This window comes from Azospirillum sp. UENF 211521 (assembly GCF_058780535.1).
On record NZ_JBSNCF010000002.1, the window covers coordinates 1,108,864 to 1,129,041 of the forward strand.

Consider the following 20,178-nt stretch of genomic DNA (forward strand, 5'->3'; position numbering starts at 1 on the left):
TCCCCCGCCCGGAGAGTGGCGGCGCGACGGGTGGAGACATATATCCTATCCTGAGCGGGGCGACGGGTCCCGCGGCACCAGGGGGCAGGATTTGAGATTGCCCGGTCAACGTGCTAGGTTGCGAATGGACGACCGGCGGGACCGGCCGGAAGGCCATGTTCCGCTGCACAGACGCACACATGCACCGGCCTTGGGCGTCCGGCAGGCGAAACCCCTGGTACAATAAGGCTTGCAGTCGCGTTGATGGCTTTGATTCCACCGGCCGGGCCGGTCAGTCAAGAGGGGCGCAGGATGGCGAAACTGCTGGCGGCGCTGTTGCTGCTGATGGTGGCGATGGGACCCGCCTGCGCGGTGGTGCCCGCCTCCCGTGCCGACACCAGCATCGCGCTGGACCATTACCGGCAGGAGTTCGCGAAGGCCAAGGGCACCTCCTCCCTCCCGTCCCCGGCGGACCGCAACTACCTCCTCTTCTCCGACGTCCTGCGCCGCGTGCTGGCCGAGCATGTGAAGCCGGGCACGCCGCAGGCGCTGGTCGAAAAGGCCGTCGCCGGCCTCCAGAAGAAGAAGAAAGAGGAGCCGGGGGCCACCGACCGGGTCCTGACCGAGGCGGCGCTGGATGCGATGCTGACCTCGCTCGACCCCTATTCGGCCTTCCTCGATTCGGAGCATTTCCGCTACATGCGGGAGCAGACCCAGGGGGAGTTCGGCGGGCTTGGGATCGAGGTGACGATGGACGACGACAGCGGCCTGATCCGCGTCGTGTCCCCCATCGACGGCTCCCCCGCCGCCCGCGCCGGGCTGCGCACCGGCGACCTGATCGCCCGGATCGACGAGGCCCAGGTCAAGGGCATGAATCTGCGCGATGCGGTGGCCCGCATGCGCGGTCCGGTCGGCACCTCCGTCGCCCTGACCATGCGCCGCAACGGCGGGACCAACGGAAACGGCGGCCCCGACGCTCCGTTCCGCGTGTCGCTGACCCGCGCCATCGTGAAGATCCAGCCCGTCCGCTACCGGCTGGAGGGCGACGTCGCCTACATCCGCATCGCCGCCTTCAACCAGCAGACCTCCCACGCGCTGGACGAGGCGGTGGAGGAAATGCGCCGGCAGGCCCACGGCCGGCTGGCCGGCGCGGTGCTGGACCTGCGCAACAACCCCGGCGGCCTGCTCGATCAGGCGGTGAACGTCGCCGACCGCTTCCTAGAGGCGGTGGACATCGTGTCGGTGCGTGGCCGTGATCCGGACGAGAACCGCCGCTACACCGGCACGCCGGGCGACCTGCTGGCCGGGCTGCCCATCGTCCTGCTGATCAACAGCGGGTCGGCCTCGGCGTCGGAGATCGTCGCGGGCGCCCTGCAGGACCACAGCCGGGCGCTGCTGTTCGGCACGCGCAGCTACGGCAAGGGATCGGTGCAGACCATCTCGTCGCTGTCCGGCGACATCGGCATCCGCCTGACCACGGCGCGTTACTTCCGCCCGTCGGGCGGGCTGGTCGACTGCTTCGGCGTGTCGCCGAACCTGGAGATCAAGCCGGCCAACGACAACAGCGAGGAAACGCATCCGGACCCGGCGACCTGCGACCCGCACGCCACCCCGCCGCCGCCGCCGCGCGCTTGGCGGATCGAGGACCTCTGCCCGGACGTCGCCGCCGCCCCGTCGAAGCCGGACGCCGACCGCCCGCTGGACTGCGCCGTCGCGGCCATCCGCACCCGCCTGATGGGCACGCTGATCGGGCGGCCGTAAAAACCGTCCTTTTCCCAGGATCAGGCAAAGCGGGATCAAACAAAAAAGCCCGCCGTTCCATTGGAACGGCGGGCTTTTTCTTTGTGCCCCGCGCACCGTTTCAGACCCTATGGGTGGATCGTGACGGTGATGGGAATGGTGCTGCTTCCGCGACCGGGTGTGTGGGGATGGGTCCGCCCCGCCCCCTCACAGCCGGCTGTTCGACGTCAGACCACTTCGACGCGCTGCGCTTCCGGACCCTTGACGCCCTGGCGGACGGTCACCCGCACCTGCTCGCCGTCGGCGAGCACGTCCAGGCCCGAACGCTCCAGAGCGCGGATGTGGACGAAGATGTCCTTGCCGCCGGTCGACGGGGCAATGAAGCCGAAGCCCTTCGACACGTTGAACCACTTCACGGTGCCGTCGACCGTCTCCTCGGCGCCGCCGGCGCCACCGCCGTAGCTGCTGCCGCCGCCGTAGCCGCCGCCGTAGCTGTCGCTGCGCGGAGCGCGCGCCGCCGGGCGCGGGGACTCGCTGGCGGTCGAGGTGTCGACGTCGTGGATGGTGGCGACCTGCGGGCCCTTCGGGCCGCGGGACAGGTCACAGGTGATGGTGGCACCTTCGGGCAGGCTGTCGTGTCCGCAGAACTGCAGAACCGTGGAATGCAGGAAGGCATCCGGCGAGCCGTCTTCGGGCGTGACGAAGCCGAAGCCCTTGGTCGCGTTGAACCACTTGACGGTGGCGCGGATGTTGCGCTGGGTGATCTCGGGAGCGCGGAAGCTGTTGCGCTGCGGACGGTCGAACATACGTGGTCTCATCTGTCGTGATAGGCCATGCCCCAACCGGCGGAACATGGCCCCCCGAAGATGATCCGTTCCGCCGCGCTTTTCAATTGAGAACGCGCGTGGCGGAAAGAAAGATTCGGCCAAAACCCGGCCGAACGCCGCCCGGCGGTCACCGGGCGACCAAAAATATCGCAATTGCTGCGAGAATCGGCGGATTGCCGGTCAAGAACAGCCCCTCAAGACCGCATCTGGAGCGGGCCGTCAGGCCGCTCCGCAGCACTTCTTGTACTTCTTGCCGCTGCCGCAGGTGCAGGGATCGTTCCGGCCGACCTTGGGGCCGCTGCGCGGGCGGGCGCCCAGCGTGCCGTCCACATAGTACCAGCGGCCGTCACGCTTGGCGAAGCGGCTGGTCTCGTGGTGCTTCTGCGGCTTGCCGTTCATGGTGAAGTGGGCGACGAACTCGACCACGCCCTCCTCGTCCTCCGCCCGGCCGGCCTCGGTGGCGCGGACTTCCAGGCCGGTCCACTGGCTGTTGGCGGCCCAGGTCTCGATCTCCTTGCGGTCGAAGTCCTCGCGGGTCTCCGGCAGCAGCGTCTCCTGGAGATAGTCGATCTTCCCGCAGGCGAAGGCCGAATAGCGCGACCGCATCAGCGCTTCGGCGGTGGGCGCCGGCGCGCTGCCGTCCAGATAGGGGCCGCAGCAGGCGTCCAGGGGCTTGCCGGAACGGCAGGGGCATTCGGTGGTGGCGGTGGTGGTCATGACTTCCGGCCTCTCGATTTGAGGGCGCCATGCATAGCGCAGCCGGCGCGCCCCGCCAAGCCTCACGGCCAACCCCTTGACCACGTGGATTGATCTCGCGACGGGGCGACGCGAATTGGCCGCCGCAAATTCGCCTGAACCGGAGCGGTATTCGCGCTAATCTCCATGGAACGCGGGCGGCCGGCCCGGAGCGATGGAACCGGTGATGACCAGACGCGGACCCGACCTTCCCACGCGGCGCATCGCCGCCGACACCGTGCTGATCCGCCAGGGCGAGGCCGGGGACTGCGCATGGCTGATCCAGTCGGGCGAGCTTGAGGTCCTGCTGGACGGCCCGGATGGCCCGCGCCGCCTGGGCACCGTCGGCGCCAACGCCATCGTCGGCGAGATGGCGCTGCTGGACGACGGGCTGCGCAGCGCCACGGTGCGCGCCCTCACCGCGGTCGAGGCGGTGGAACTGTCGCGCGACACCTTCCGCGCGCTGCGCGGGCGCTGCCCGCCGCTGGCCTCCTACCTGCTGGAGAGCCTCGTCGCCGCAATCCGCCGCAGCTATGGCCTGTGCCAGCCGGAACGGCAGGAGGGGGGGGCCGCGATCCGCTCCTCCGATTCCTTCGCCACGGTGGCGGACCGCCGCATGTTCCGCAACGGCCACAGTTTCTTCCGCCAGGGGGATGAGGGAACGGCGGCTTACCTGATCCAGTCCGGCTCGGTCGGTGTTCGTCGCGACGGGACCGACCTCGGCGTGCTGGGGCCGGGGCGCATCTTCGGGGAATTGGCCCTCCTCGCCCACCGGCCGCGCGCCGCCACGGTCGTTGCGCTGGAGGCCACGGTCTGCGAAATCATCCGCAAGGACCAGTTCGCCAAAGCCATCGAGACGATGCCGCCCATCCTGCGCTCGCTGACGCGCATCTACATCGAGCAGCTGTCCGGCGGACGGCTCCTGCCCCACCACGCCGAACCCGCAAGAACCGACTCCCCATGACGTCCAAGACCACCACCAAAGCCGTCCGCGTCAAAGTCCCCCGCCCGCAGCCCGATCTGTCCTTCGAAATCGCCTTGGGCCAGGGGCGGCTGGTCTGCGGCATCGACGAGGTCGGGCGCGGCCCGCTCGCCGGCCCGGTGGTCACCGCCGCCGTTGTGCTGCCGGCCGGCGGCCTGCCCGACGCGCTGGCCCGCGCCATCAACGACAGCAAGGCGCTGAGCCTGCGCGCCCGCGAGGCGCTGGAGCCGGAGATCCGCGCCCACGCCCTGGCCGTCGCGCTCGCCGAGGCGTCCGCGGCGGAGATCGACGCGCTCAACATCCACAGGGCCACGCTGCTGGCCATGAAGCGCGCCTACGAGGCGCTGCCCGGCGAGCCGCCCGCGGTCGCGCTGATCGACGGCAAGTTCAAGCCCGCCCTGTCCTGCCTGATGGAGGCCATCGTCAAGGGCGACGGGCGCAGCCAGTCGATCGCCGCCGCCTCCATCGTCGCCAAGGTGGCGCGCGACCGCGCGATGATGCGGCTGGCCGAGCTTCACCCGGAATACGGCTGGGACCGCAACGCCGGCTACCCGACGCCGGAGCATCTGGAGGCGCTGCGCCGCCACGGCGTGACGCCCCACCACCGAGTCACTTTTGCACCAGTCCGCGCCCAAATCGAACGGGCCGGCTGACCGCCGCGATTCCGGCGCAAGAAATCAGTTGACGGCGACTCGACGGCGAATCATTGTCCCAACGACTGATTCGCTGTTTTGGTTTCGTCAATGCTCCCCCTGAACAAAATTCTCGTGGGCGATTGCATCGCCCTCATGAATGAAATGCCGGCTGAATCGGTGGACCTTGTCTTTGCCGATCCGCCTTATAACCTCCAGCTGGGGGGCGAACTCTTGCGCCCGAACCACTCGCGTGTTGACGGAGTGGAAGAAGACTGGGACAAGTTCGAAGATTTCGAGACCTACGACCGCTTCACGCGGGACTGGCTCGCCGCGGCCCGCCGCATCCTGAAGCCCGAGGGTTCGTTGTGGGTGATCGGCAGCTACCACAACATCTTCCGTGTCGGCGCCACGCTGCAGAATCTGGGCTTCTGGATTCTGAACGACATCGTGTGGCGCAAGACCAACCCGATGCCAAACTTCCGCGGCACGCGGTTCGCCAACGCGCATGAGACCATGATCTGGGCCTCGCGCGAGAAGGACGCCCGCTACCGCTTCAACTACGACGCCATGAAGGCGCTGAACGACGATCTGCAGATGCGCAGCGACTGGCTGCTGCCGATCTGCAACGGCGCGGAGCGTCTGCGCGACGAGGACGGCCGCAAGGCCCACCCGACGCAGAAGCCGGAATCGCTTCTGTACCGCGTCATCCTGTCTTCCTCCCGCCCCGGCGACACGGTGCTGGACCCCTTCTTCGGCACCGGCACCACGGGTGCGGTGGCGAAGCGGCTCGGCCGCAACTGGATCGGGCTGGAGCGCGACGCGACCTACGCCAAGGCGGCCACCGCCCGCATCGAGGCGGTGGAGGAGGCGCCCGACGCCGCCGTCCTCGACACGCCGCCGAAGCGGTCGGCCCCGCGCATCCCCTTCGGTTGGGTGGTGGAGCGCGGCCTGCTGCGCCCGGGCACGTCGCTGTTCGACCTGCGCCGCCGGGTGGTCGCCCGCGTGCGCGCCGACGGCACGCTGATCGGGGCCGGCCCGCGCGGCGAGCATCGCGGCTCCATCCATCAGGTGGGCGCCGCCATGGCCGGGCTGCCGGCCTGCAACGGCTGGACCTTCTGGCACTATGAGGACGGCGGCGACCTGCGTCCCATCGACGTGCTGCGCGAGCGCATCCGGTCCGAAGGGTCCGCCTGACGCCTCCCGCCGGATGCGGCACGGGGCGGCCGTGGACGCCGCCCCGATCCCGCCAATCCGGCATTGAAGCCCTTCACCGATCGCCGCCCGCATGCCTTGGCAGGACGGGGACGGCGTGATAGGCGTGTGCGCCATGAACAAGCTCTTCGCCACCGTCACCGCTCCGGCGCCCCGCTCGGCCCCGGCGGCGCTTTCCACCCGTTGCTTCGTGCGCGATCTGGTCATGGATGCGCTGATCGGCGTCTATGCCCACGAACGGATCAAGCCGCAGCGCATCCGCCTGAGCCTCGACCTGGACGTCGCCGCCCCCGGCGTCACCGGCGAGGACATGGCGGCGGTGGTGAAAGGGCTGGTCAGCCAGGGTCACGTCACCCTGATCGAGACGCTGGCCGAACGGATCGCCGAACGCTGCCTGTCCGACGAGCGGATCGCCAGCGTCAAGGTGCGGGTGGAAAAGCTGGACGTGTTCCCGGACGCCGCCAGCGTCGGCGTCGAGATCGAGCGCGCCCGGGCCTGACCGGTCAGGCGGGCACCGTCTCCGCCACCGCGACGCGGCCGGCGGCGATGGCCGACGGCGCCATGGGTGACGCGGTCAGCGGCAGATGGATGGTGAAGCGGCAGCCGGCCTCCGGCTGCGACGCCACGGCGATGCGCCCGCCAAGAATTTCCGTGACGATGTTGTGGACGATGTGCAGGCCGAGCCCGCTGCCGCCTTCGGCGCGGCGCGTGGTGAAGAAGGGCTCGAAGATGCGCCCGATGTGGTCGGGCGGAACGCCGCGGCCGTCGTCGGCGATGTCCAGCACGACGCCCGCGGCACCGGCGGAGAACGGACCGTCGGCGCGCACCGCGATGGCGATGGTGCCCGGCACGCCGGGCCGGAAGGCGTGCAGCAGCGCGTTGATCACCAGATTGGACACCACCTGCGACAGGGCTCCGGGATAGCTGTCCATCATCAGCCCGTCCGGACACTCCAGCGTGACCCGATGCCCGCCGCCTTTCATCTGCGGGGCGAGGCTGCCCAGCACGCCCTCCAGATAGCCGCGCAGTTCGAAGGGCCGCCGCGCTTCCGACGTCTGGTCGACGGCCACCTGCTTGAAACTCTGCACCAGCGTGCAGGCCCGCTCCAGGTTGCCGAGAATCAGGGAAGCGCCTTCATCGACCCGGTCCACGAACTCTTCCAGTTCCCGGCGGCGCAACGGTCCGCCGGCCGCGTCGGCCTTGAACTGCCGCGCCTGCTCGGACAGATGGCTGGCGGCGGTCACGCCGATTCCCACGGGCGTGCTGATCTCGTGGGCCACGCCGGCGACCAGCGCCCCCAGCGACGCCAGCTTCTCCGCCTGGACGAGAACTCCTCTGGGCCTGACGGAGGTCGCGGCGTGTGCGGTCCGCCTCCTCCATCGCGGCCAGCAGTGCCTTTTCGGCGTATTTGCGCGCGGAGATGTCGCGAAGAGCCAGGAACAGCGCCTCGACTCCGTCGTGATCCATCGCCATCGCCGACAGCGCTCCCCAAAAGGGGCGCCCCTCCGCGGTTCTCAGGCGCGCCTCGGCGTCCGGGCGCCGCCCGGTGCGCAACAGAGCGTCGGCAATCCCCTCCCAATCGGCCGCGGCCTCCAGGAAATCCGGCAGCGTGCGTTCCAGCAGAGCGGAGACGCTGGTCTCCAGAAGCTCCGCGGCGGGGCCGTTCGCGAACAGGATGCGGCCGTCGCCGCTCCGCGCGATGACGATGGGGAAAGGCGAGGATCGCAGAATGGCGTTCAGCCGCCCCTCGCTCGCCTGCAAAGCCGCATTCTGATGGCGCAACGCGACCATCATTCCGGCAAACCGCCCCACCGCGGTGCCGAGGCCCTCGACCTCCTGCAGCGCCGCGGGCGGCAGGGCCACCGCCTGCGGCTGTTCCGGCAAGGCGCACAGCGCGTCGCCGACCCGCAGCACCGGACCCACCACATGGCGGCGCAGCAGCGCCATCACGATCGCCACCAGCAGGACGCCCGCGGCGAGCCCGGCCATCCCGACCCACAAGCCACGCCGGCCGTCCGCGACGATGCGGTCAGTCATCAGCAGACCCGGCGCGGCGGCATCGCCGGACAGGCCGTCGGCCAGCGTTCTCAGGTGGCGATAGGCGGGATCGCCGTCCTGCGGGACCTGGGCCAGAACGGACAGACGCCCGCGCTGCAGGTCGACCACCGCGCGCGCCGCCGTAAAGCGATCCAGAAGGATGGCGAGGCGGTTGGGCTGGACCGCCGGTCCGGTCCTCATGCTGGACAGGCTGTCCAGCAGGGCCTGCTGGTTGCGCAGCAGCCCGACGATGTCGCCGTCGACCAGCGCGAGCCGCTCCGGCGTTTCGCTGGCCGTGGCCTGCCCGTAAAGCTGGCGCAAATGGAACAGGTTGCTGAGAAAGGCATAGTCCTGGACCGCCTTGTCGGGCTCGGCCAGCAGCGCGGTGGCGCCGGACAGCGCATCGTCCACCCCGGCCAGATGCTCACGGATGCTGGCGGACAGCGCGTCGAGCAGATCGGCATGGTGGTTGTCGCGCCGCAAGGCGTTCAGCGCGCTTTCGAATCCCTGCAGGACGCCGGCATCCGGCCGTTGGGCGAACCGGGTGACCAGCGCCTCCGCCTCGTCCAGGGCGGCGACGCGGCGGGCCCGGTCGCGGCTGTTGAGGACGACCTCGGCCAGCCGCTCCAGGTCTGCGGCGGCCAGGGCGCCCCGGTGCCGGGCGTCGAGGAGCGGCAGGGTGGTGGTCCGCGCCTCCTCGGCGATCCCGATGATGCCGAGAAAGGTCGATCCGACCGCCGCGGTCAGCGCCCCCAGCGCCAGGACCGCAACGATGGCCAGCGCCATCGCCACATGCTGCAGGCTCGGCTTCCACGCGCGGCGGCCGGCCGCCGAGGGAAGGACGGGTGTCGATGGAAGATCGGAAGGGGACACCACAGTCTGGGCAACGGCCTTCCCGGCGACCGCGGCACCGGCCGCCGCCACGATGTCCGCAACCGCGATGTCGCCCGGCCCCGCCGACTTCCGATCGTCCATCCCACCGTTCCGCAACACGAATCAGGATGCAGGGAATGCCCGAAAACATCCGGAGCGGACACAATCCCCATCCCTCTGCACGCAAGGGTAAGGTAGCCCCTCCCGGCCTCATTTCACCAGACGATTTTCCAAAATTCGGGGCCGCCGGGCGACGGCGCTCAAAAGTTGGCTGCGGTGATAACTGAACCCGGCGCAGGAAGAATGGCGATCTCCTGGATGAGTTTCTGGCGGAGCGCTTCGACGAAACTGCCGCGGTCCATCGCCGTCTTCACGAAGCAATTCATGCCGCCGACGATATTCTCCTGGTAATACTCTTCCAGCCAGGGAAATTCGTCGAGAATGGCCAGGGCGTTGATGGTGATTCCCTGCCGCTCGACCCGGTCGCGGACGCCCGCGGGGTCCGGGCCGCTGTTGGAGAAGCCGTTCGACACGATGTCGATGACCTTGCGTCCGGCGTCGAAGCCGTTGCCGGCGAACAGCTTCGCCGATCCCTCGATGGCGCTGCCCAGCGCCGTGGAATCGCCCTGGAAACCGCGCGGCGCCTTGTCGATCCGGTCCGCGAAGGCGGTCACCTCCTCCGCGTTGGTCAGGGCCGTCCAGGGCACCAGGACACGCAGGCTGTGCGGGCCTGAGAAGACCACCAGGGTCGCCGCGGCGCCACCCGCGACGACCGCGTCGCGGACGTCCGGATCGCGGAAGGCCGCGGCATGACCTTGCAGTTGAAATTCCAGGTCCCCGTCGGTGATGGAAGCCGACCCGTCGACGGCCAGGACCAGTTCCAGGGCGACGCGGCGCCCGGCGGGAACCGGGGCTGGCCCTTTCTTCGCCTTGGGTTCCGCCCGCTGGGACGGCTCCGCCCGCAAGGACCCGGCAAGCCACGCGCCGGCCAGGAAGGCCGGCAGCGCCAAAATCGTCCGCCGCCTCATCTCGCTCCGTCCACCGTCCGTTTTCGCGTGCCGTTTACGCGTGCGCCCCGTCTATGCGTGAGCCAGGGCGTGACGCACCACCTTCATCATGACGGAAGGGAGGGCCTGCCCGCCCAGCCGGTCCACCGGAACCCACAGCCCCTCGGCCATCCGCCAGCCGTCGCCGGCCTTGGCCGCGACGACCTCAAGTTCGAGGTGAAAATGGCTGAAAGTATGGCGGACCACGCCCGGCAGCCGGCGCCAGGACACGTCCAGCGGGGCCGCCGCCGCGATTTCCGCCTCGGTCGGCGCGTGGCCGGCCCAGGGGGTGGAGGGCACCTCGGTCATACCGCCCAGCAGTCCCTCCTCCGCCCGGCGGCGCAGCAGCACGGCTCCCTCCGGGTTCAGAAGCCAGAAGGCGACGCCGCGCCGGGTCGGCTTGTCCGCCTTGGCGGCCTTGCGGGGAAGCTGCTCCTGGATGCCGGCGGCGCGGGCGGCGCACCAGTCCGACCAGGGGCAGAGCATGCATTTCGGCTTGCGCGGCGTGCAGACCGTGGCGCCGAGATCCATCATCGCCTGGGCGTAGTCGCCGGGCCGCTCGTCCGGCGTCAGGAGGGCGGCCAGCGCGCGCAGCTTGGGCTTCACGCCGGGGAGCGGTTCCTCGACGGCGAACACGCGGGAGACCACCCGCTCCACATTGCCGTCCACCACCGTCGCCTTGTGGCCGAAGGCGATGGCGGTGATCGCCGCCGCGGTGTAGGCGCCGACGCCCGGCAACTCCAGCAGAGCCGCCTCCTTGTCGGGGAAGCGCCCCGCCCGCTCCGTCGCCACCACCTGCGCGCATTTGTGCAGGTTGCGCGCCCGCGCGTAGTAGCCGAGGCCGGCCCAGGCCACCAGAACGTCGTCCAGCGGCGCCGCCGCGAGGTCGCGCACCGTCGCCCAGCGCTCCGTGAAGGCGCGGAAGTAAGGCGCGGCGGCGGGCACCGTGGTCTGCTGCAGCATGATCTCCGACAGCCAGACCCGGTAGGGGTCGGCGACCTCCCCCGGCTTGGCGCGCCAGGGCAGGTCGCGGCGGTTGTGATCGTACCAGGAGAGCAGCCGTTGGGCGGCGTCCCTGGGGGCGCTCTTTGGGGCGGTGTGGGGAGGCGTCTTCATGGCGGCAAGACATAGGGCGAACCCAGACACCGATAAAGGGCCGCCGATAAAGGCCTGCCGAGAAAGGGGCACCCGCGGGGGCGCTGGCGAAGTCCGGCCCGCTTGCGCTAGGGTGCGCGGACGATCACCAGGAAGCCCAGACCAGGAAGCCTTGACATGAACGGACCGCGGCGTATCGGCCAGACCGTCCCCGAGGTGGCCGGAAAGGCGCTGGGCAAGCGCGGGCTGGCCTTCGGCTCGCTCATCAACGACTGGCCGTCCATCGTCGGCCACCAGCTGAGCCTGCGCACCGCCCCCGACAAGCTGAGCTTTCCCCGCGGCAAGCGGGAGGACGCCGTCCTGCACATCCGCGCCATGGGCGCCATCGCGCTGGAGCTTCAGCATCTGGAACCGCAGATCGTGGAACGGATCAACAGCTTCTTCGGCTACCGCGCGGTGGCGAAGATCAAGCTGATCCACGCCGCCCCGCTGACCATCCAGAAGCCGACGGTGCGCCCGCGCGACCTGACCATGGACGAGGAGCTGTCGGTGATGACCACCACCGCGACGGTGGAGGACGAGGAATTGCGGGCCACGTTGGAGCGCTTCGGACGCTCGCTGCTGGCCCGCCCGCGTCCGGCGCCCCGGCGCCGCTAGCCATCACGCCATCCCCTCGTGCGCGGGAGCCGGCTCGGGCTGGGCCATACTCTTGCCGCAAAAGGGGAGTTTCGATTATACCATCAACATCTGGTAGGGATGAGGCCAAAGTGAACCGCAACCTTTTGGGCATCGTTGCTCTGATCGCGGTCGGCATGACGCTGATCATCGGGCTCGCCGTTGCCGGCTCCCGGCCGTCGAACGGGCAGACTCTGCCGGTGCAGCCGCCCGTGCAAATAGCGCAGGCCCCGGCGGCCTCGACCGCCGACCTGCTGGCCGACCGGGTGCTCGGCAACCCCAACGCGCCGGTGACGATCCTCGACTATTCGTCGATGACCTGCCCGCACTGCGCCGCCTTCCACACCGAGACGCTGCCGAAGATCAAGGAAGCCTACATCGACACCGGCAAGGCGAAGCTGATCTTCCGCGACTTCCCCTTCGATCAGGCGGCGCTGCGCGCCTCCATGCTGGCCCGCTGCGCCCCGGCGGAGCGCTACTACCCGCTGCTCGACGTGCTGTTCAAGAGCCAGGGCCAGTGGAGCCGCGCCGCCGACCCGGTCAAGGCGCTGGCCCAGTACGGCAAGCTCGCCGGCATGAGCGAACAGGTCATCAACGCCTGCATGGCCAACCAGGCGCTGGCCGACGGCATCCTGCAGAGCCGGCTGGTCGGCCAGGACAAGTACAAGGTGGAGGCCACCCCGACCTTCGTCCTCAACGAGGGCGCGGCCACCATCAGCGGCGCGCAGTCCTTCGAGACCTTCGCCGCCGCCATCGACAAGCTGGTGAAGTAAGGACCGGGCAGAAGGCTTCGATCCCGTGCACTTCACGCGCCTCCGCCTGTCCGGCTTCAAGTCGTTCGTCGACGCCACCGATCTGGTGATCGAGCCGGGCATGACCGGCATCGTCGGCCCCAACGGCTGCGGCAAGTCGAATCTGGTGGAGGCGCTGCGCTGGGTGATGGGGGAAACCTCCGCCAAGCGGATGCGCGGCGACGACATGGACGACGTCATCTTCGGCGGCACGGCCAATCGTCCGGCGCGCAATCTGGGCGAGGTCGCCCTCCTCATCGACAACCGCACGCGCACCGCCCCCGCCGGCTTCAACGAGCACGACGAACTGGAGGTGACGCGCCGGATCGAGCGCGGCAACGGCTCCGACTACCGCATCAACGGCAAGCTGGTGCGCGCCCGCGACGTCCAGCTCCTCTTCGCCGACAACGCCTCGGGCGCCGCCTCCCCGGCGCTGGTCAGCCAGGGCAAGGTCGGCCAGATCATCAACGCCAAGCCGCAGGACCGCCGCATGCTGCTGGAGGAGGCGGCGGGCATCACCGGCCTGCACTCACGCCGGCACGAGGCGGAACTGCGGCTGAAGGCGGCCGAAGCCAACCTCATGCGCCTCGATGACGTGATTGGGGCCATGGACACCCAGCTTCAGAGCCTGAAGAAGCAGGCGCGGCAGGCCGCCCGCTACCGCAACCTCTCCGAACAGATCCGCAAGGCGGAGGCGGTGCTCTGGCACCTGCGCTGGATCGCCCATGAAGGCGAGCTGGCGCGCGCCCGCGGCGCCTTCGCCAAGGCCGAGGGCGCGGTGCGGGAGTTGATGCTGGCGGTCACCCAGCTGACCACCCGCCGCACCGACGACGCCGCCGGGCTGCCGGAAAAGCGTCAGGCGGAAGCGGCCGCGGCTGCCGGCCTGCAACGGCTGGTCATCGCCAAGGAACAGCTCGACGCCGAGGAAAAGCGGGTCGCCGAACAGCAGCGCGCCCTGCTCTCCCGCCTGCAGCAGATCGCCGGCGACCTCGGCCGCGAGGAGGCTCTGGCCGCCGATGCCGGCGACGCCCTGGCCCGGCTTGAGGCCGAGCGCGACCGGCTTCTCGAAGCCCAGGCCGACGAGGAGATGCTGGAGGAGGCCGCGCGCGACGCGCTGGCCGATGCACGGGAGGCGGTGGACGCGCTCGACCGCGAGCTGACCCGCCTGACCGAGCAGACCGCCGCCGACGAGGCCCGCCGCGCCGCCACCCAGCGGCAGGTCGCTGATTTTGAAACACGGGCCTCCGGGCTCGCCAAGCGCCTCGCCGAACAGCAGGCGCAGCGCGACGCGCTGGAGCGCGAGACCGCCGCCCGCGCCGACGTGGCCGAGTCCGAACTGGCCGTCGAGCTGGCCGAACAGCGGCTGGAGGACGCCCGCGAGGCCGCCGAACGGGCCGAGCGCGCCAAGACCGACGCCGAACCCGCCCAGGCCCGCGCCCGCGAGGCCCTGCAAACCGCCGAATCCGCCCGCGCCAAGCTGAAGGCGGAGGAGAAGGCGCTGGCCGAGCTGCTCTCCGCCGGGGCGGGCGACCTGTTCCCGCCGCTGGTCGACGCGGTGACCGTCGCCCCCGGCTACGAGGGCGCCCTGGCGGCAGCGCTGGGCGACGCGCTGACCGCTCCGCTGGACGAGGCCGCCCCGGTCCATTGGCGCCCCCTGCCGCCCTACCCGGCCGCCGCCGTCCTGCCCGCCGGGGCCGAGCCGCTGGCCGCCCGCGTCCAGGGACCGGATGCCGCCGCCCGCGCCCTGTCGCACATCGGCGTTGTCGCCGACGACGCGGCGGGCGCGGCCCTGGCCGCCGGCCTCGCCCCCGGCCAGACCCTGGTCAGCCGCGACGGCGGGGCATGGCGCTGGGACGGGCTGACCGTCCAGGCGGGCGCGCCGACCGCCGCCGCCGTCCGCCTGAAGCAGCGCAACCGCCTGAACGAGCTGCGCGGCGAGTTGGACCTCGCCGACGAGCGGCTGGAGGTCGCCCGCGACGCCCTGGACGAGGCCAGGCGCGCCGTCGAGGAGGCCGCCCAGGCCGACCGCCGCGCCCGCGACGCGGTGCGCGACGCCTTCGCCGGGGTGACCGCCGCCCGCGACCGCCACGCCAAGCTGGCCCGCGAGGCCGACGCCGCCGCGTCGAAGTTGGCGGCGCTGCTGGAGGGCATCGCGCGGCTGGACACCGACCGGCAGGAGGCCGAGGCCGCTCTGGAGGAGGCGCGGGAGCTGCTGGACGCTCTGCCCGACCCGCGCGAGGGCCGCGACGCCGTCAACGACCGCCGTGCTACGCTCGCCGAGCATCGCGCCGTCCTGGCCGAGAAGCAGAACGCGCTGGACCGCCTGACCCGCGAGGCGCAGTCCCGCCGCCAACGCTTGGCCGCCATCCAGCAGGATGTCGCCTCCTGGGGCACCCGTTCCGCCGGAGCGGGCGGGCGCGTGGCCGAGTTGAGGGAGCGCGCCGCCGCCGCCGAAACCGACCTCGCACAATTGCAAAGCCGTCCGGCGGCGATCGAGGCCGACCGTCAGGCGCTGCTCGGCCGGATCAGCGAGGCCGAGCGCGCCCGCAAGCGCGCCGCCGATGCCCTGGCCGAAGCCGAGAACCGGCTGGCCGAGACCGAAAAACTGCTGAAGCAGGCCGAATCCGGCCTGGCCGACGCCCGCGAGGCCCGCGCCCACGCCGAGGCCGCCGTCTCCACCGCGCTGCAGAACGGCCAGACCCTGACGGAGCGCATCGCCGAGCGGCTGAACTGCCGCCCGGAACAGACCCGCGCCGCCGCCGACCTTCCCCCAGACGAGGCGATGCCCGACGTGGCCATCGTGGAATTGCGCCTCGACAAGCTGACCCGTGAGCGGGAGAACATGGGGCCGGTCAATCTGCGCGCCGAGATCGAGGCGGCGGAGCTGGAAACGCAGATCGGCACGCTGCAGACCGAGCGCGAGGATCTGGTCAGCGCCATCGCCCGCCTGCGCCAGGGCATCGCCAGCCTGAACCGCGAGGCGCGGGAGCGTCTGGTCGCCTCCTTCGACACGGTGAACCGCAACTTCCAGGAGCTGTTCATCCGCCTGTTCGGCGGCGGCAAGGCGCATCTGGAGCTGGTCAACGCCGAAGACCCGCTGCAGGCCGGATTGGAGATCTACGCCAGCCCGCCGGGCAAGAAGCTGCAGGTGCTGTCGCTGCTGTCCGGCGGCGAGCAGGCCCTGACCGCGCTGTCGCTGCTGTTCGCCGTCTTCCGCTCCAACCCCGCGCCGATCTGCGTGCTGGACGAGGTCGACGCACCGCTCGACGAGGCCAATGTCGGCCGCTTTTGCGATCTGGTCGAGGACATCGCCCGGGAGGGCAACACCCGCTTCCTCATCATCACCCACCACCGCCTGACCATGGCCCGGGTGGACCGGCTGTTCGGCGTGACCATGGTCGAACGCGGCGTCTCGCAACTGGTCAGCGTGGACCTGCAGAAGGCCGAGGAGCTGCGCGGGGCGGCCTGACGGGCGCCGTTGCGCCAGCCATGCCGCTTTCGCGGCTTCATTCGGCTTTTCCCAACGCCTAAGATGCGTGTCGGACCATCGGGCCGGCACAGCTACCGGCAAGGGAGAGTGGACGTGGAACGGGTGGATTTCCTGATCGTCGGCGGCGGCATGGCCGGCGCCTCGGCGGCCTATGAGCTGGCGGCGCATGGCAGCGTCATCGTGCTGGAGCGCGAGAGCCAACCCGGCTACCACTCCACCGGCCGCTCCGCGGCGCTCTACACACAGACCTACGGGCATCCGGTGGTCCGCGCGCTGACGGTGGCGAGCTGGGATTTCTACACCAACCCGCCGCAGGGCTTTTCGGAACATCCTCTGCTGACTCCGCGCGGCGTCCTGCTGATCGGACGCGCCGACCAGACCGCGGCGCTCGACCGCGACTTCGCCGAGGGCCGCCGGCTGACCCCGACCGTCGAGCGCCTCGACCGCGCCCAGACGCTGGCCCGCGCGCCCTTCCTGAACGCCGATTCCGTGGCGGGCGCGGTGTGGGAGCCGGCGGCGATGGACATGGACGTCCATGCCATTCACGGCGGTTATCTGCGCGGGCTGAAGGCGCGTGGCGGCCGGCTGGTGACCGACGCCGGGGTGACCGCGCTGGAGCGGCGCGACGGGCTGTGGATCGCCACCACCCCGGCGGGCGCGTTCGCCGCCCCGGTGCTGGTCAACGCCGCGGGCGCCTGGGCCGACGTCCTGGCGGCAATGGCCGGCGTGAGCCCCGTCGGGCTGGTGCCGAAGCGGCGCACCGCCATCACCTTCGATCCGGTGTTCGCCGATCCGGCCGACGCGGCGGGACTCGCCGGCTGGCCGATGACCATCGATGTGGACGAGCAGTTCTACATGAAGCCGGAATCCGGCCGGCTGCTGCTCTCCCCCGCCGACGAGACGCCGGTGGAGCCCTGCGACGTGCAACCGGAGGAGATGGACATCGCCGTCGCCATCGACCGCATGGAACAGGCGGTGCGCTTCTCTGTTCGACGGATCACGCACAAATGGGCGGGCCTGCGCAGTTTCGTCGCCGACAAGGTGATGGTGGTGGGCTACGACGAGTCCGCGGACGGCTTCTTCTGGCTGGCCGGCCAGGGCGGCTACGGCATCCAGACGGCGCCGGCCATGGGCCGCACCGCCGCCGCGCTGGCCACCGGACGCGGCCTGCCGCCGGAGGTCGCGGCGCTCGGCGTGCGTGTGGAGGATCTGGCGCCGGCCCGGCTGCGGCGCCCCTGACGGGAGACACGGCGATGCGCGGAACGACGACGAGGACCGGTTTCGGTGCGCTTCTTCTGGTTGGCGGCCTTCTGGGCGGCTGCGCCAATCCGGCCGCCGACCAGGCGATGGTGGCGCAGAACGCGCTGATCGGCATGCCGAAGCAGACGCTGCTGTCCTGTGCCGGCGTTCCCGAACGGCAGGCCACCGCCGGGGACCTGGAATTTTTCACCTACCGCAGCAACCGGCTGTATTCCTACCCGTCCTGGGGCGGTTACGGCGGCTACTGGGGCTATCCCTACGGCGGATGGGGCGGCTACGGCTACGACGTGAGCAGCGTCGACTGCGAGGCGACCTTCACGCTGCGCCACGGCGCGGTGGAGCGCATCGTCTATGGCGGGTCGTCCAGCGGCGGAAGCCGACTCGGCCAGTGCTACGTGATCGTACAGAACTGCCTGGGGCAAGTCCCTTCCCAGTCTCCACAACCGTCCATGGCCCCAGCGCGGTAAGAGTTCCAGTCCATGCGACAACTCGTCGCTGTTGCAGAGCCGCCTCACTATGACGTTTTGGTTGAGGCGGCATAGCAACCCTAGAAAAACTCTGGTAATACATCTCCAGGCATTAAGCCAAAAAAACGACATCAGCTAATTCTGCCCTGGAGCGAATCCCATGACTTTCCTGAAGCGCGCCGCCGCCGCCCTGCTGGCGACCACGGCTCTTGCCGCCGTTTCCTCCCCGTCGCTGGCCCAGGATTTCAAGGGCAAGTCCGCCGGTGACATCCTGGTGCGCGCGCGCGCCCTGGCCGTGATCCCGCAGGAGTCGGGCGACCTGATCCACCAGGGTGCCACCAACATCGGCGAGCCGCGGATCAACAACGACTACATCCCGGAACTCGACTTCTCCTACTTCTTCACGGACAACATCGCCGTCGAGCTGATCGCCGGCACCAGCCGCCACACCGTCAAGGGCTCGATCCTGCCGGGCCTCGGCGGTTCCGTGGACGTGGGCAAGGTGTCGCTGCTGCCGCCGACCCTGACGGCGCAGTACCACTTCTTCCCGAAGGAGCGCGTCAGCCCGTATGTCGGCGCCGGCGTGAACTACACCCTGTTCTACCGCGAGGACGCCGCCAACAAGGCGAACGGGATCGGCCTGCGCATCGTCGACACCGACTATGAGAACCGCTTCGGCTGGGCCCTGCAGGCCGGTGTGGACGTCGCCCTGACCGGCAACTGGTCGCTGAACCTCGACGTGAAGAAGATCTTCCTGAAGACCGACGTCACGGCGCAGACCAACCTGGGCACCACCGTCCGTTCGGACGTCAAGATCGACCCGTGGCTGGTCGGCCTGGGCATCGGCTACCGCTTCTGATCGGCGCCTCCGGGGCCTCCCATGGGGGCCCCGCGAGGACAGGGCATCAGGCCGGTTACTCCGAAAGGAGTATCTGGCCTGTTCCTTTTTGCGACTTCCTCAAGCGACGTCGGTGGGTGAGCATTCCCTTTCGTGAATCCGCGCGGGAGGAAGCACAACCATGCACATTGCCGCCGTCTTGAAGAGGAAGGGCACGGAGATCATCACCGCCAATCCGGACGACCGGATCGACGCGGTCGCCCGCAAGCTCGCCCACCACAAAATCGGCGCCGTCCTGGTGATGCGGGAGGATGGCCGCCCCGCCGGAATCCTGTCGGAACGCGACATCGTGCGCGCCGTGGCCGCGGATGGCGCCGCCGCCCTGGAGCGCCCCGTCGGCGATCTGATGACCCGGGACCTCGTCACCGGAAGCCCGGCCGACACGGTGTCCCAGATCATGGGCGTCATGACGCAGCGCCGCATCCGCCATCTGCCGATCCTGGAGGACGGCGAACTCGTCGGGCTGGTCAGCATCGGCGACATCGTGAAGGCGCGGCTGGACGACGCGGAACTGGAGGTCGAATCCCTGCGCGGCTACGTCGCCGGGATGGGCTGAGCCGCCCCGCCGCCCCACGAACGAAAACGCCCGCGGATGTTTCCGCGGGCGTTCTCAAAGGTCGGACAGCCCTTCGAGCGGTCCGGTCAGGCGGTCTGGTCGGTCAGGCGGAGTGCGACTGCGGGAAGGCCATGGCGGCCTGGGTGCGGTTGCGCACGCCCAGCGACTTGAAGATCGCCGTCATGTGAATCTTCACCGTGCCTTCGGACAGGCCCAGTTCGTGGGCGATCTGCTTGTTGGACTTGCCTTCGCGCAGGCGGTCCAGAACCTCGCGCTGACGCTGGGTCAGCAGATGATCGAGCTGCGGGTCGCTGGGCGGGATGGCGCCGACGCGCACCTCGGTTTCCCCAGAACTCGCGCAGCACGGTCGGCGGCACATAGACGCCGCCGGAGAAGATAAGGTCCAGCGCGCTCAGCATGATCTTCACGCTGGACGATTTCGGGATGTAGCCTGCGGCGCCGTGCTCCAGCGCGTCACGCACGTCGTGATGCGCTTCGGACGCCGAGACGACGACGACCTTGGAGTCGGGCTGCTTTCCCCGCAGGTCTTGGATGCCGGAGAAGCCGGGCCAACCGGGCATGCGCAGATCGGTCAGGACGAGGTCGTAAGTCTCACCCTTGCCAGCCTTTTCCAGAAGCTCATCAAAGTTGCTGGCTTCCTCAAAGCTGGCGCCCTCCTTCAGCTGCTCCAGCAGCCTGCGCAATCCCTCCCGGAAAAGCACATGGTCGTCTCCGATCAGGATTTTCATCTGGTGGTGCCCCCGTACTCAGTGCTTTCAATGGTCCGAACGTACAGCCCTGACACAAGGCCAGTGTTCCGACCCTCAGTTTCGGAAAAAATGCAGGTCATTTTCAAGCATCATATGACCCAATTCCAAAA

Annotated in this window: 18 protein-coding genes and 1 pseudogene; 12 read left to right on the forward strand and 7 right to left on the reverse strand. The window is 69.8% G+C overall.

All coding sequences use genetic code 11. The features are described from left to right. Positions 1-291: 291 nt before the first annotated feature. Positions 292-1,740: a S41 family peptidase gene (locus ACWPN5_RS21830; protein WP_145672587.1), complete on the forward strand. Its 1,449-nt coding sequence runs from the start codon at positions 292-294 to the stop codon at positions 1,738-1,740. 206 nt (positions 1,741-1,946) lie between these two features. On the opposite strand, the gene ACWPN5_RS21835 is transcribed toward ACWPN5_RS21830, so the two are convergent. Then, positions 1,947-2,525 (reverse strand): cold-shock protein, encoded by a 579-nt coding sequence (locus ACWPN5_RS21835; protein WP_014198362.1) that lies wholly within the window; start codon positions 2,523-2,525, stop codon positions 1,947-1,949. Positions 2,526-2,765: 240 nt separating this feature from the next. After that, positions 2,766-3,263 (reverse strand): YchJ family protein, encoded by a 498-nt coding sequence (locus ACWPN5_RS21840; RefSeq protein ID WP_145680951.1) that lies wholly within the window; start codon positions 3,261-3,263, stop codon positions 2,766-2,768. Between the two features lie 205 nt (positions 3,264-3,468). Here ACWPN5_RS21840 and ACWPN5_RS21845 point away from each other — a divergent pair, with 205 nt between their 5' ends. The 4 genes from ACWPN5_RS21845 (at position 3,469) to ACWPN5_RS21860 (ending at position 6,609) form a co-directional block, all read left to right on the forward strand. Continuing rightward, positions 3,469-4,245 (forward strand): cyclic nucleotide-binding domain-containing protein, encoded by a 777-nt coding sequence (locus ACWPN5_RS21845; protein ID WP_247888104.1) that lies wholly within the window; start codon positions 3,469-3,471, stop codon positions 4,243-4,245. Next, positions 4,242-4,916 (forward strand): ribonuclease HII, encoded by a 675-nt coding sequence (rnhB, locus tag ACWPN5_RS21850; protein ID WP_492297334.1) that lies wholly within the window; start codon positions 4,242-4,244, stop codon positions 4,914-4,916. Before ACWPN5_RS21845 ends, rnhB begins: the two co-directional genes overlap by 4 nt. Positions 4,917-5,006: 90 nt before the next feature. Continuing rightward, positions 5,007-6,092 carry a site-specific DNA-methyltransferase gene (locus tag ACWPN5_RS21855; RefSeq protein ID WP_145680954.1) on the forward strand — a complete coding sequence of 362 codons (1,086 nt, stop codon included), beginning with the start codon at positions 5,007-5,009 and terminating at the stop codon, positions 6,090-6,092. A 133-nt stretch (positions 6,093-6,225) separates the two neighbouring features. After that, positions 6,226-6,609 carry a dihydroneopterin aldolase gene (locus ACWPN5_RS21860; protein ID WP_246653798.1) on the forward strand — a complete coding sequence of 128 codons (384 nt, stop codon included), beginning with the start codon at positions 6,226-6,228 and terminating at the stop codon, positions 6,607-6,609. A 4-nt stretch (positions 6,610-6,613) separates the two neighbouring features. On the opposite strand, the gene ACWPN5_RS21865 is transcribed toward ACWPN5_RS21860, so the two are convergent. The 4 genes from ACWPN5_RS21865 to mutY all read right to left on the reverse strand — a co-directional run bounded on the left by ACWPN5_RS21865 (position 6,614) and on the right by mutY (position 11,182). Next, complete coding sequence (locus ACWPN5_RS21865; RefSeq protein WP_492297337.1) at positions 6,614-7,354, reverse strand: sensor histidine kinase; 741 nt, start codon at positions 7,352-7,354, stop codon at positions 6,614-6,616. After that, positions 7,245-9,122 (reverse strand): PAS domain S-box protein, encoded by a 1,878-nt coding sequence (locus ACWPN5_RS21870; RefSeq protein ID WP_492297338.1) that lies wholly within the window; start codon positions 9,120-9,122, stop codon positions 7,245-7,247. Before ACWPN5_RS21870 ends, ACWPN5_RS21865 begins: the two co-directional genes overlap by 110 nt. Positions 9,123-9,280: 158 nt before the next feature. Next, positions 9,281-10,048 carry a DUF1194 domain-containing protein gene (locus tag ACWPN5_RS21875; RefSeq protein ID WP_492297340.1) on the reverse strand — a complete coding sequence of 256 codons (768 nt, stop codon included), beginning with the start codon at positions 10,046-10,048 and terminating at the stop codon, positions 9,281-9,283. 51 nt (positions 10,049-10,099) lie between these two features. Continuing rightward, positions 10,100-11,182 (reverse strand): A/G-specific adenine glycosylase, encoded by a 1,083-nt coding sequence (gene mutY, locus ACWPN5_RS21880; protein ID WP_492297342.1) that lies wholly within the window; start codon positions 11,180-11,182, stop codon positions 10,100-10,102. 156 nt (positions 11,183-11,338) lie between these two features. Here mutY and ACWPN5_RS21885 point away from each other — a divergent pair, with 156 nt between their 5' ends. The 7 genes from ACWPN5_RS21885 (at position 11,339) to ACWPN5_RS21915 (ending at position 19,298) form a co-directional block, all read left to right on the forward strand. Continuing rightward, complete coding sequence (locus ACWPN5_RS21885; protein WP_014198352.1) at positions 11,339-11,818, forward strand: DUF721 domain-containing protein; 480 nt, start codon at positions 11,339-11,341, stop codon at positions 11,816-11,818. A 110-nt stretch (positions 11,819-11,928) separates the two neighbouring features. Continuing rightward, complete coding sequence (locus tag ACWPN5_RS21890; protein ID WP_492297343.1) at positions 11,929-12,609, forward strand: DsbA family protein; 681 nt, start codon at positions 11,929-11,931, stop codon at positions 12,607-12,609. A 25-nt stretch (positions 12,610-12,634) separates the two neighbouring features. Continuing rightward, a complete protein-coding gene (locus tag ACWPN5_RS21895) occupies positions 12,635-16,096 on the forward strand; it encodes a chromosome segregation SMC family protein (protein ID WP_492297345.1) in 3,462 nt (1,153 codons plus the stop codon). A 114-nt stretch (positions 16,097-16,210) separates the two neighbouring features. Continuing rightward, the gene (locus tag ACWPN5_RS21900; RefSeq protein ID WP_492297347.1) at positions 16,211-17,356 is read left to right on the forward strand and encodes an NAD(P)/FAD-dependent oxidoreductase; all 1,146 of its coding nucleotides are present in this window, start codon (positions 16,211-16,213) and stop codon (positions 17,354-17,356) included. 14 nt (positions 17,357-17,370) lie between these two features. Beyond that, positions 17,371-17,844, forward strand: a complete 474-nt coding sequence (locus ACWPN5_RS21905; protein WP_145680962.1) for a hypothetical protein — start codon at positions 17,371-17,373, stop codon at positions 17,842-17,844. A 160-nt stretch (positions 17,845-18,004) separates the two neighbouring features. Beyond that, the gene (locus ACWPN5_RS21910; RefSeq protein WP_145680963.1) at positions 18,005-18,703 is read left to right on the forward strand and encodes an OmpW/AlkL family protein; all 699 of its coding nucleotides are present in this window, start codon (positions 18,005-18,007) and stop codon (positions 18,701-18,703) included. A 160-nt stretch (positions 18,704-18,863) separates the two neighbouring features. Further along, complete coding sequence (locus tag ACWPN5_RS21915; protein ID WP_492297350.1) at positions 18,864-19,298, forward strand: CBS domain-containing protein; 435 nt, start codon at positions 18,864-18,866, stop codon at positions 19,296-19,298. A 103-nt stretch (positions 19,299-19,401) separates the two neighbouring features. On the opposite strand, the pseudogene ACWPN5_RS21920 reads toward ACWPN5_RS21915, so the two are convergent. Continuing rightward, positions 19,402-20,047: pseudogene (locus ACWPN5_RS21920) on the reverse strand (response regulator). Positions 20,048-20,178: the final 131 nt, after the last annotated feature.